Source organism: Poseidonibacter lekithochrous (assembly GCF_013283835.1).
GTDB lineage: Bacteria > Campylobacterota > Campylobacteria > Campylobacterales > Arcobacteraceae > Poseidonibacter > Poseidonibacter lekithochrous.
Window position 1 is genome coordinate 1 of record NZ_CP054052.1, and the last position, 12552, is coordinate 12552.

Consider the following 12552-nt stretch of genomic DNA (forward strand, 5'->3'; position numbering starts at 1 on the left):
ATGACACACAAAGATTTTTTAGCACTTATTCAAAAAGAAGCCACTTCTATAGATTATGATAGATACCTAAAGCAGCTTACATACAAAAAAATCTCATCTGATGAGAATCTAGCTGTATTCGAAGTATCTAATAAATATATAGCTTCATGGATAAAGAGCAAATACACAGGAGTAATCCAACAATGTTTTGAGCAATACGATGGTACTAAACCAAAAGTAGAAATCAAGATTGCCGGTGAAAAAAAATCGAAAAAAGAAATAATCCAAGAACAAGTTAAAAACGAAACTGCTGAAAGTACGATACTAAATCCATCATATACTTTCAATTCGTTTGTTGTTGGACCTTCTAACCAAATGGCCTATAATGCGTCACTTGCAGTATCAAATAAACCTGGAACTCAGTATAACCCACTATTTATTTACGGTGGTACTGGTCTTGGTAAAACTCACCTTTTACAAGCAGTTGGAAATGCTGCAATTGAAAAAGGTCAAACAGTAATTTACGTAACAATTGAGCAGTTTATGAATGACTTTACATTCTCAATTAAAAATAAAAATATGGAACACTTTAGATCTAAGTATAGAAAGTGTGATGTTTTATTAATTGATGATATACAGTTCCTTTCAGGGAAAGAACAAACTCAAGAAGAGTTCTTCCATACCTTTAATGAACTTCATAATGCAAAAAAACAAATTGTTATGACATCAGATAGACTTCCTTCTCAAATAGCAGGACTTGTAGATAGGCTAAAATCGCGGTTTGAGTGGGGTTTAACGGCTGATATTCAACTTCCAGGGTTAGAGACAAAAATTGCTATTATAGAGAAAAAGTCTGATTTAAATGGTATTGCTCTTACAAGAGAAATCATTAATTTCATTGCAACAAACCTTGATAATTCTATTAGAGAAATAGAAGGTGTACTAATTAGAATTAATGCATCAGCTTCTTTATTAAATCAAGAAATTAGTTTAGATATGGTTCAAAACCTATTAAAAGAGCAAATAAAAGAAACAAAAGAAAACATCAAATTACCCGATGTTATCGATATTGTAGCACGTGAGCTTAATATCAAACCAAGTGATATCAAATCTAAGAAAAGAACAGCAACAGTAGCTAATGCTAGAAGAGTTGTAATATATTTAGCAAGAGAATTAACACATAATTCTATGCCTGATATTGCTAAGTTCTTAGGTATGAAAGATCACTCATCAATTTCTCATAATATTAAAAAAGCAAATGAGTTAATTGAGAAAGATGAAAACTTTAAATTAATTATTGAAAATTTAAAGAATAAAATTATAAATAAGGAGTGGTAACAGTATCTTTTAAAAATAAGTTTAAAAGAGATGTGTGAAAAGGTGTGAATATTTCATTTCGTTATATCACATGAAAGTCTTTCGATACAGACGGGATTACAGATGTATTTTCATCTTTTCACATGTACTACTACCGCTACTAAAATATATAAATAAATAGGAGATAGAATGAGGTTTATAATTACGAAGAATATCATTGAAAATGTTATAGCTTCAATGCAACCTTTTTTAGAGAAAAAAGATGCAAGTGCAATAACATCGCATATATATTTAGAGATTAATAATACTGGTCTAATTTTAAAAGCAACAGATTATGAAATTGGCTTAGAGTCTCATATCGATAATGTAAATGAAAGTGAAGATGGAAAAGCAACAGTTAATGGATCTAACTTACTTGGTATTATTAAAAGATTAAAAAATGAAGATATTACTTTTGAAACTGCTACTAACAATTTAGTAATCAGACAAAATAAATCTATTTTTAAATTACCTATGTATGATGCTAATGAATATCCAACTATAATTAATAATGCAAATTTAAAATCTTTAGATATTTCAACATTAAATTTTATTAATTCTATTAGAAAGATTACTCCAGCAGTAGATAACAATAATCCTAAATTTGAATTAAATGGAGCATTAATAGATATTAAAAGTTCTAAAACAAATTTTGTAGCTACTGATACTAGAAGATTAGCTATTTCTCATTTAGAAAATATGTCTAATGATGAATCTCAATTTATTATTCCTAAGAAAGCAATTATTGAAATTCAAAAATTATTCTTAGATGATGCTAAGATTACTTATGATGATACAAACCTAGTCATTTCGAATGACAAAATGAAATTCTTTACAAAACTAATTAATGGAAAATTTCCTGATTATGAAAGAATTATTCCAAGTAATTTAAAACATACTTTATCTTTACCTAAAAATATTTTAGTTGAGTCTATTAAGCTAGTTACTTCTTTATTCTCAAATATTAAAATTACATTTAAATCAAATGCAATAGTATTTGAATCTTTAGATGAAGATAGTGAATCACAAACGCAAATTGATTTAAATTTAGAAATAGAAGAAGAATTCTATTTAGCTGTAAATGCTAAATATTTATTAGATTTTTTATCTATGACGAATAATGAAAATGTAACTGTTGGATTTAATGAATCTAATCTTCCATTCTACCTAGAAGATGAAAGATTTTTTACAATTGTAATGCCAATAGTTTTAGAAAAATAGAAAGAAGAAGGAAATCCCCCAATGAGCAATGAATATAGCGCTGGAAATATTAAAGTTTTAAAAGGTCTAGAAGCAGTTAGAAAAAGACCAGGTATGTATATTGGTGATACTAATATCAATGGATTACACCACTGTGTTTATGAAGTAGTAGATAACTCTATTGATGAAGCAATGGCTGGTTTTTGTGATACTATCAAAGTAACACTAACTAAAAGCGGTTCTTGTATCATTTCTGATAATGCAAGAGGTATTCCAACAGGAATGCACCCTACTGAGAAAAAATCTGCTGCAACAATTGCTCTTACTGTATTACATGCAGGTGGTAAATTCGATAAAGATACGTATAAAGTTTCTGGTGGACTTCATGGGGTTGGTGTATCAGTTGTAAATGCTTTATCTAGTAAATTACAAATGACTATTTACCAAAATAAAGAAGTTCATTTCCAAGAATTTACAACAGGTATTCCAGTTGAAGATTTAAAAGTAATTGATACTTGTCGAAAAACAGGTACTACTATTGAATTCTGGCCAGATGCTACTATTTTTGAAACTGTTAGTTTTGATTTTGATATTTTATCTAAGAGATTTAAAGAAATTGCATACTTAAATTCTAATATCACTATTGAATTAAAAGATGAAAGAATTAACAAAAAAGAAGTATATCACTTTGATGGTGGATTAGCACAATTTGTTAATGATATAAATAGAGATACAGCTGTAACTGAAGCAGTTTCATTTAACGTAAGTGAAGATGATATTGAAGCAGACTTTGCTGTTATGTATAACTCTACATATACAGAAAAAACTCTTTCTTTTGTAAATAATATTAGAACAATTGATGGTGGTACTCATGAAGCTGGTTTTAAAGCTGGACTAACACGTGCAATTGTTAAATATGTAAATGAAAATGCAGCAGCAAGAGAAAAAGATACTAAAATTACTGGGGATGATGTAAGAGAAGGTCTTATTGCTGTTATCTCTGTAAAAGTTCCAGAACCACAATTTGAGGGTCAAACTAAAGGTAAATTAGGTTCTTCTTATGTAAAACCTATTTGTCAAAAAGTTACTTTTGAATCATTAGTAAAACACTTCGAAGAAAACCCAGCTCAAGCTAAAGCTATTATGGAAAAAGCATTAATGGCCGCACGTGGTAGAGAAGCTGCTAAAAAAGCTAGAGATTTAACTAGAAAAAAAGATGCTATGACAGTTGGAACTCTTCCTGGTAAATTAGCTGAATGTCAATCAAAAGATCCTGCTATTAGAGAATTATACCTGGTGGAAGGGGATTCTGCTGGTGGTTCTGCTAAGCAAGGTAGAGATAGAGTTTATCAAGCAATTTTACCACTTAAGGGTAAGATTTTAAATGTTGAGAAATCAAGATTAGATAAAATTTTAAAATCTGACGAAATTAGAAACATGATTACAGCTATGGGTTGTGGTATTGGTGAAGATTTCAATGAAGAAAAAGTAAGATACCATAAAGTAATTATTATGACGGATGCGGATGTTGATGGATCTCACATTCAAACATTACTTTTAACTTTCTTCTTTAGATTCTTAAGACCAATTATTGAATCTGGGTATTTATATATTGCTCAACCGCCGTTATATAGATATAAAAAAGGTAAAAATGAAATTTACCTAAAAGATGATAATGCTTTATCTAACTTCTTAATTGAAAATGGTTTAGAATCATTCTCTTTTGAAGGTTTAGGATATAACGACCTTCTTGATTTATTCAAAACAGTATCAAGATATAGAGGAATGTTAGCTCAATTAGAAAAAAGATACTCTCTTGTAGAAGTATTAAAACACTTAATTGAAAGTCCAGAATTAGTAAATCTTGATTTTGACAAATTATATGAAGAAGTTAAATCATTCTTAGATGCTAAAGGTCACAATATCTTATCTAAGACTATTACAGAAAATAAAATTCAATTATTCGTTCAAACTGGTGCTGGTTTAGAAGAATTAATCATTGATGATGAGTTATTTGCATCTCCATACTTCTCAGAAGCTACTTATATTTATTCTAAGCTAGTTGAAAGAGATATTTCTATGTTTGATGGAAGAGATTTAATTGAAATCCTAGATGAAATTGAAGGTTTAGCTAAGAAGGGTGCTTATATCCAAAGATATAAAGGACTTGGAGAGATGAATCCAGATCAATTATGGGAAACTACAATGACTCCTGAAGCTAGAAGATTACTAAAAGTAAAAATCGAAGATGCTGAAGTTGCTTCTGATACATTCACACTATTTATGGGTGATGAGGTAGAACCAAGAAGAAACTATATCGAAGAACACGCAAAAGACGTTGAACACTTAGACGTTTAATCTAAAGAAACTTTTTGGAGACTTTTTAAAAAGTCTCTATTTAGTCTCTAAAAAATATTATAAATAATTGCACTTGCAATTATAAAAAGAATCCCTCCAGAGACTTTTTCGAGACTATTTGAATATTTCTGCATAAAACCTTTTGCATTTTCATGATTTACTAAATAAACTATAAAAATATCCCATAATAAAACAGCTAAAAACATCCATAATGCATAAAAACTTTGTATTTCAATTGGTGTATGGGTTTGAATGGATATAGAAAACATCGTAAAATAGAAGATTGAGTTCTTTGGATTTAAAATTGCAGACAAAAAACCTTGCATAAAATACCCTAGAAGCTGTTTTTTATGATTTGTGTATAGATTATCGTTTTTTTGAAATAAATCTCTTCTAGGAGCTAATATAAGTAAATAAGCTATATAAAATAGATAAAGAGAACCTATAATCTTAATACTCACAAAGACAAGTTCATTATCCTTGATTAGAGTAATACCAAATAGTGCAAGTAATATATAAACTAAATTAGCTATTGCTATACCAAAAGCAGTTAATATTCCAGAAATTTTTCCATGTTTACTAGAGTTAGTAATAATTATAAAAAAATCAACACCAGGACTTAGAAGTGCAACAAAATGTGCAAAAGCCAAAGTTAGAAAGTCGTAAAAATAAATTGAAAGTTCCATAGTTCTCCTAAAAAAGAAAATTATATATGAATGAAAAATTTATTTATTGTATAAAATTGATGAGTTAGGTATTTTGTGAAGTTTTAGTCAAAAATGAAATTTTTAAGAGATATTACTAATATTTTTGCTAAATTTAAGAATTTGTTAAAATATATACTAAAAATGACTTTACTTACAATATAAAAGTTGCTAGAATCTTTTTTATCAGAACTATTTTAGGAGTTTTAATGAATATTCGTACTTTGGGGGTAGAAGACCTCATTGAGTTGGCACTACGTACAAAAGATGTAAAAGAGATGTCATATTTACAAAGAAATCCATCTATGAATGTTAGACGAGCACTAGCTAGAAATATTAATATTGCAGATGAGGTTTTAAAAAAATTAGCATACGACCCAGTACAGAATGTTGCCTATATGGCTACCAAAAATCCAAAATCTAGAATCAAAAGAGATTTTCCTAATGCAAGAGCTTGTGTTACTTGTCAAAAAGATGAGAGAGGTTTAAACTGCACAGGATGTCCAGAATTACTAGAGTATAGTGCTTAACTATACTCTAAAATTTATATTATAAGCTAGCTGTTTTTTCTGTATGAGAGAAAATTTGCCCTCTTTTTCTAATAATATTATTTACAATGTGGTAACCATGATTTAATGCAATGGCAATAGAACCACCTGATTTAAATGCAATATCTCCAGCTACATAAACACATTTTGCAGAAGTTTCTTGATGCTCATCGAAAGTAGGTTGATTATTTTCGTTCACATCCACCCCACATGATTTTAAGAAATCAACAGGAGTAGTTCCACCAATTGCATAAATTACTCTGTCATATAGTACTGAGAATCCATCATTATAGTTTACTTTTACTTTTCCACCGTCATTTTCTAGTGAATCAATATCTGTATTCATTCTAAGTCTTAGTTTTTCTTCACCATGATATTTATTTAACATTTCTTCATTTATTTCATTTAATCTTGAAAAAGAAGCTTTTCTATAAACCATAGTTACATTATTGTTCTGATCAGCTAAATCATAAGCATACTCAGCAGCAGAGTTTCCACCACCAACAACTAGGACTTTTTCGTTTGTAGAACATTTATCAAGGTTAAAATTCACCTGAGCTTTAATTGATGGTGGAATTTTATATGCTGGTTTATTTGGTTTACCCATTTTACCAATAGAAATTACTGCATTTCTACTTTTAATTAATCCAGCACTTGTATGAATTTCTAATAAATCCCCTACTCTTACCATTTTTTCAACTTCTGTATTGAAAGAAGAATCAATTTTGTCAGAATCTAATAAGTCATCAAAGTAATCTAATGTAGTCTCTTTAGTTCCATCATAAAACTCAACATTCCCTTGTAATGTTGTAACTTGCCCTTTATAATCTTTATCAACTCTTTTGTTATCTTTATAGAATTTTCTAATAGTATTTGAGTGATTGTCCGTTTTCTCAATTAATAGAATTTCTCCAACTTTGTGCGCTGAAGCTTCGATTGCAGTACCAATACCACCTGGTCCACCACCGATAATTACGATATCATATATTTTATTTGTCATAATACTCTCTTATATTTGTTTACTTATAGAAGGGGATTATACTAAAAATTTAGTTTTTTTTCAATTAGTAACATATATAAGTAAGATTTTGATAAAATTGCCTAAAATTAATTATTATAAAGGTTATAAAAGATATGGAAATGAAATACGGTGAAAAAGAGATACTTGAATTCGATATTAACAATGATGAAAACTATTGGCCAAATACGAATAAAAAGAATTATATCATTGATATTGAATTACCAGAGTTCATGGCAAAATGTCCAAGAAGTGGATACCCTGACTTTGCAACAATCAAAATTCAATACACTCCAGATGAGAAAGTAATTGAATTAAAAGCACTTAAAATTTATATCAATACTTTTATGTATAGAGAAGTTTCTCATGAAAATTCAGCAAATGAAATTTTTGACGTTTTATTTGAAAAATTACAACCAAGATGGTTAAAAGTAATTGCTGATTTCAAACCAAGAGGAAATGTACATACTGTTATTGAAATAGATAGTGCAAAAATGTAGGTAATAAGCCTTGGAAAGATTAGTTACGACTTCACAAGCTGCTCATATACTTGGGCTCTCTTTACAAGGTATACACTACAGAATTAAAAAAAATCAATTAAAATCTATCAAAAAATCTGGTAAGACTTTTGTTTATGTGTCTGAAGAAATGGAAAAAAACGCTTCTTCAAACCATAATACAAAAGTTGAAGCTATAAAAGCAGACACTTCAAATCAAGAACAATCCCAAGCTATCATTGATGTAAAAAATGAACAAATTATTTTATTAAAAGACTCAATGAAATGGATGAAAAAACAGTATAAATCAGAAATCTCAAGATTAGAAAAAAATCAAAAGAAAATCATTAATGTTTTTAACTCGGAGATAAAACTTCTTCAAAGTGCATTTAATGAAATGAGAACTATTTATAAAACTCAACCACAAATTGAATCAAATCCTATTAATACTCAGAGTACTACAGAGTTTATGACTTTAAAAGACTTTTTTGTAATTATGAAAAGGTTTAATAAAACGGAAAAAGAGATTAAATATATTATATTTCAAGCAATTCAAAAAAAAGATAGTAGATTTATTTATAATAAAAAAGAGAAAAAATTACTGATTTTAAAATCAGATTTTGAAGATTTAGCCTAAAAATTGGGCAAAAAAAAAGAGTACTTATAAAAGTACTCCTCTCCAGATACCTAAACACACCACTAAGAGAGGTGCCTTGCTATGTTCCCATCCTGGGGCAGTGTCTCAACATAATGATTGTAAAGGTCTAAAGAAGAGCAATCAAAATACCTAGATATTCTCATTGTTCTTCTTTTTCGAGCTGAAATTATAGCCAAGAAATCTTAAAGTTTAAATAAATTAATTGCAAATAGAGTTTGAAAAGGTATAATTCATAAAAATTTCATAAAAAAAGTATATAAATTGACAAAAAATTTTAATTTAATTGGTATTTCCTCTTTAATCTTCGCAATGTTTATTTGGGGAAGTTCTTTTATTGGTCTAAAAGCCGCAATGGTTGACCTAGGACCATACACAGTAATATTTTTAAGAATGATTATTGCATCTTTCATTTTTGTATTTTTCATAAAACAGTTTCTAAAATACGAATTTACAAAAAAAGATTTAAAATATATTTTATTGCTAGCTATTTTTGAGCCTTGTTTGTATTTTCTATTCGAAGCTAAAGCTTTACAATACACTTCTGCATCACAAGCTGGAATGATTACATCTTTAATGCCTCTAATTACTGCTATTGCTGCAGGATACTTTCTACAAGAGATTATTTCTAGAAAACTTATATTAGGTTCTGCTCTAGCTATGATTGGTGCTGTTTGGTTAAGTGTACAAGCTACAACAACGCAAAGTGCGCCAGATCCTCTATTAGGTAACTTCTTGGAGTTTCTAGCCATGATTTGTGCTGCTGGTTATACTATTGTTGCAAAATATCTAACACATAAGTACTCTGCTTTGTTTATTACAGCAGCTCAAGCCTTTATTGGAGCAGTATTTTTCTTACCATTTTTTATATATGAGTATTTTACATTGGAAATGAATTTTACAGTTGAAGCGGTTTCTTGGGTATTTTATTTAGGTATTGTTGTAACTATTGGTGGATATGGATTATATAATTATGCTCTTACAAAAATTGATGCTTCAAAAGCTGCTATTTTTGTAAACTTAATACCTGTATCAACATTGATATTGGCATACTTTATTTTAAATGAGAAATTAACTTCTGTTGAATTAATTGCTTCTGCAACTATTTTAGGTGGAGTATTCTTATCTCAAATGCCTATGGAAAAACTAAAACGTAAGAAAAAATAGAAAAAACAAAAAAGTATTTTGATAAATATGGAAGTATATGTATTCTGTTTTTATTGCTAAGTTTTTAAGGTATTTATTTTTAGCTATTGTTGTTAGTATGAGTCTATAGTAATTGTAAATTTAGCACCATTAAATTTTTGATTATTATAAGTGTATTCACTATTGTAGGCTTCTATAGTTCCTTCCATATGCTTTTTAATAATCTCTTGACTCATATATAATCCAATACCAGTTCCTTGACTTTGATGTTTCGTTGTAAAGTATGGTTCAAAAACTCTACCCATTATATGTGCAGGGATTCCTCCGGCATTATCTTTAATATGAATATATAGTTTTTCTGCTTCTTCTTTAATATCTACAAAGATAAAGTTTTCTTTTAAATCTTTTTTATCAAACTCATCTCTTGCATTATTTAATAGATTTAGTATTACTTGAATTAATTCATTCTCTAATAAATAGATTGCTTTTTCTTCAATATCTGTAATAATATTAATATTTTTTGTTATGTATTGATCTTTAATAAGATTATATGTTTTATTCCAAACTTCAGAAGTAGTAGTTTTAGTATTCTCTTTATTTGGTTTAAAAAAGTTTCTAAAATCATCAATTGTTTTAGATAAATGCTGAGTTGTTGTAGTAATAGTATCAGAGGTTTTAGTGATGTCATCTTCTGTAATAAGATTAAGTTCTTGTTTTAACTTTAAACTTGAAGAAGAAGTAGAAATCAATGATAATGGTTGTCTCCACTGATGGGCAATATTCCCTATCATCTCTCCCATTGCCGCCATTTTTGATTGTTGAGCTAATAAGGTATCTTTTTTTCTATTATTCTCTATTTCTTTATAGATTTTATTTCTATAACCCATAAATTTCTTTTGAACTAGATTTGAAAAATATATAGAAGCAATCAATAGTGCAGTCGTTATTATTATAATAATTAGAAATACGTTAAATAAATACTCTTTTTTATAAGAGTCAAGTTCTTCTTTTTTCTTTTTAATTGCTAGTTCTAGTTTATCTGTATAAAAACCGCTTCCTATAATCCATTGCCAGTCATTAAAGTTTTTAATAAATGCAGTTTTTTCTATATTATCTGTCTTTTTATTATGGTAAATAGTATTATATTTTACAAAACCATCACCCTTTTTTGCGCTTTGAACAATTAGTTTAGTAATTGAACTATTCTTATCAATTTGTGGAAGTGTTTTACCTCTTAAATCTTTATTTATATGTGCTAATATTTTTTCTTTTCTATCTACAATATAAACATAACCATCATTTGAATATTTTACTGTTGAAATATAATCTAAAATTTCTTTTTTCAAAGAGTCTTCATAGTCTTTTATATACTCACCCGTACCTATAGATACATTCAAAGGTTCAAAATATTTATAAAAAGCAATTTTTTTAAATATTCGAGAACCCTCATTTGTTGGTTTACTCCAGTAGTATGTATCAAAATTTTCTGTTTTATTTTTGATTGTTTCTTTGATTTTTTGCACAAAGAAATAGCCATTTTTATCTTGTAAGTTAGAATAATCAATATTTTCAAGTTTGATATCTAAAGGATATAATATATTATATCCTTGGGGGTTATGCATAAAATAATAACCTCTACCATTATTAAATCTTATATTTCTTAAAGCATCTTGTATAAGTTTAAGTATTTCTTCTTTACTTTTTTCTTGATTTTCTGCATATATATTTGAAGCAATACTATGGGCTTCATAGATTCTTTCTTTTAGTTCTTTTTTTAGATTAGTTTCACTTTGTGTTTTGTGGTAAGAAATGTAGTCATATATTCTTTGAACTTCCGTAGTTACGGTACTTTTACTTGATTCAAAGTACTCTTCTTCTAGTGTTTTAATATCTCTTTTTAAATTATTATTGTTCTCTAAAATAAATGAGTATGTAATAAGAAAGGACAATAAAATGATGAATACAATAGGTGCGAACCTAATAAACTTTAAAATATTTTTTTCACTGTGATTTAACATGAATAAATTATATTATTTTAAAGTTTAAAAATAAATTATTATTTTGCTGATTTGTAAAATATAATTTTTATGAGTTCAATTCTTTGATAATTTCATTGTTTTTTGATTTTATTTTATATGTAATACCTTTGAATGTAAATTCTAAATAATTTGCATGTAACCATAATCTAGAACTTCCAGTCTCATCGAATCTCCTATCTTTACTTAGGGTTTTATTTAGATATTCTTCTGCAATATCGTCATGAATTCCATAAATTGGGTCCCCAACAATTCTATGTCCAATTGAATATAAATGAACTCTAATTTGATGTTGTCTTCCTGTAACTGGCAAGGCTTCCACTAAAGTTATGTTTTTTTCTTCATTGTATATCATTGGTTTGATTGTTGTACAGGATTCTTTTCCAGTATCCCCTGCTTTCATTCTCACGCCAATATTTTTGCCTTCTTTTTCAAGTTTACTATCAATCACAACTTCTTTTTCAAGTTTTCCATCAACTAGAGCTAAATATGATTTATAATATTTTTTTTCTTCAAACATATCTTTTAGGATTTTTTCACTTTTTTTATTTTTACCTACTATTACTAATCCTGATGTTTCTGCATCAATTCTATGAATTAAGTTGGCATTTTCTCCAAAATGAAAGCGAATTTCGTCTAATAACGAGTATTCAGTATTTTTTGAAATTGGATGAACCATAAGGTGTGTTGGTTTATCAAAAATAGCAAACTCTTCAAATTCTAGTATAGGTCTTAACCCCCTAGAAACTCCCTCAAAAACAGCCATGTATATATATTCATCAGGTATTAAGTCTCCTGGCTTGATAGCTGTCATGCTTTCATCGAAAATTCTACCTCTAGAGGCGTATCTTTGGGCGTTACGGTGGTTTATTTTTAAATCTTGTAGCAAAAATAAACTTAATTTTTTATCTTTTATAGCTTTAATTTTCTTTAAAGTAAACGGCAATATTTTTTCCTAAAGTTTTTTTACAAAATTGGTCAAATTTTATCTTATTTTTTATCTTGTTTTGATAACATATCATACAAAAATTAACAAAAGATTTTGATAAAAGTTT

The 12552-nt window shown here is 28.0% G+C and carries 11 protein-coding genes and 1 other RNA gene; 7 read left to right on the forward strand and 5 right to left on the reverse strand.

What is annotated here, in order from left to right; genetic code table 11:
* The 3 genes from dnaA (at nucleotide 1) to gyrB (ending at nucleotide 4893) form a co-directional block, all read left to right on the forward strand.
* Nucleotides 1–1317: a chromosomal replication initiator protein DnaA gene (gene dnaA, locus ALEK_RS00005; RefSeq protein ID WP_071626542.1), complete on the forward strand. Its 1317-nt coding sequence runs from the start codon at nucleotides 1–3 to the stop codon at nucleotides 1315–1317.
* Nucleotides 1318–1485: 168 nt separating this feature from the next.
* Nucleotides 1486–2556 carry a DNA polymerase III subunit beta gene (gene dnaN, locus ALEK_RS00010; protein WP_071626543.1) on the forward strand — a complete coding sequence of 357 codons (1071 nt, stop codon included), beginning with the start codon at nucleotides 1486–1488 and terminating at the stop codon, nucleotides 2554–2556.
* 21 nt (nucleotides 2557–2577) lie between these two features.
* Complete coding sequence (gyrB, locus tag ALEK_RS00015; RefSeq protein WP_071626544.1) at nucleotides 2578–4893, forward strand: DNA topoisomerase (ATP-hydrolyzing) subunit B; 2316 nt, start codon at nucleotides 2578–2580, stop codon at nucleotides 4891–4893.
* A gap of 47 nt (nucleotides 4894–4940) precedes the next feature.
* On the opposite strand, the gene ALEK_RS00020 is transcribed toward gyrB, so the two are convergent.
* Complete coding sequence (locus ALEK_RS00020; RefSeq protein WP_071626545.1) at nucleotides 4941–5579, reverse strand: LysE family translocator; 639 nt, start codon at nucleotides 5577–5579, stop codon at nucleotides 4941–4943.
* A gap of 227 nt (nucleotides 5580–5806) precedes the next feature.
* Here ALEK_RS00020 and ALEK_RS00025 point away from each other — a divergent pair, with 227 nt between their 5' ends.
* On the forward strand, nucleotides 5807–6127 hold the full coding sequence (locus tag ALEK_RS00025) for a hypothetical protein (RefSeq protein WP_071626546.1): 321 nt from the start codon (nucleotides 5807–5809) through the stop codon (nucleotides 6125–6127).
* Nucleotides 6128–6146: 19 nt separating this feature from the next.
* Here the strand turns inward: ALEK_RS00025 and ALEK_RS00030 are convergent, their stop codons facing one another.
* Nucleotides 6147–7145: an NAD(P)-binding domain-containing protein gene (locus tag ALEK_RS00030; protein ID WP_071626547.1), complete on the reverse strand. Its 999-nt coding sequence runs from the start codon at nucleotides 7143–7145 to the stop codon at nucleotides 6147–6149.
* A gap of 140 nt (nucleotides 7146–7285) precedes the next feature.
* On the opposite strand from ALEK_RS00030, the gene queF reads away from it, so the two are divergent.
* Nucleotides 7286–7663, forward strand: coding sequence for a preQ(1) synthase (queF, locus tag ALEK_RS00035; protein WP_071626813.1), 378 nt, complete (start codon nucleotides 7286–7288; stop codon nucleotides 7661–7663).
* A gap of 10 nt (nucleotides 7664–7673) precedes the next feature.
* Nucleotides 7674–8297 (forward strand): DNA-binding protein, encoded by a 624-nt coding sequence (locus tag ALEK_RS00040; protein ID WP_071626548.1) that lies wholly within the window; start codon nucleotides 7674–7676, stop codon nucleotides 8295–8297.
* A gap of 36 nt (nucleotides 8298–8333) precedes the next feature.
* Here the strand turns inward: ALEK_RS00040 and ffs are convergent.
* Nucleotides 8334–8431: signal recognition particle sRNA small type (gene ffs, locus ALEK_RS00045), an RNA gene on the reverse strand.
* 148 nt (nucleotides 8432–8579) lie between these two features.
* Between ffs and ALEK_RS00050 the strand changes: the two genes are divergently transcribed.
* Complete coding sequence (locus ALEK_RS00050) at nucleotides 8580–9482, forward strand: DMT family transporter (protein WP_228146278.1); 903 nt, start codon at nucleotides 8580–8582, stop codon at nucleotides 9480–9482.
* Nucleotides 9483–9574: 92 nt separating this feature from the next.
* Here ALEK_RS00050 and ALEK_RS00055 read toward each other — a convergent pair whose 3' ends face one another.
* A complete protein-coding gene (locus ALEK_RS00055) occupies nucleotides 9575–11479 on the reverse strand; it encodes a sensor histidine kinase (protein ID WP_071626550.1) in 1905 nt (634 codons plus the stop codon).
* 67 nt (nucleotides 11480–11546) lie between these two features.
* Nucleotides 11547–12443 (reverse strand): RluA family pseudouridine synthase, encoded by an 897-nt coding sequence (locus ALEK_RS00060; RefSeq protein ID WP_071626551.1) that lies wholly within the window; start codon nucleotides 12441–12443, stop codon nucleotides 11547–11549.
* Nucleotides 12444–12552 lie beyond the last annotated feature (109 nt).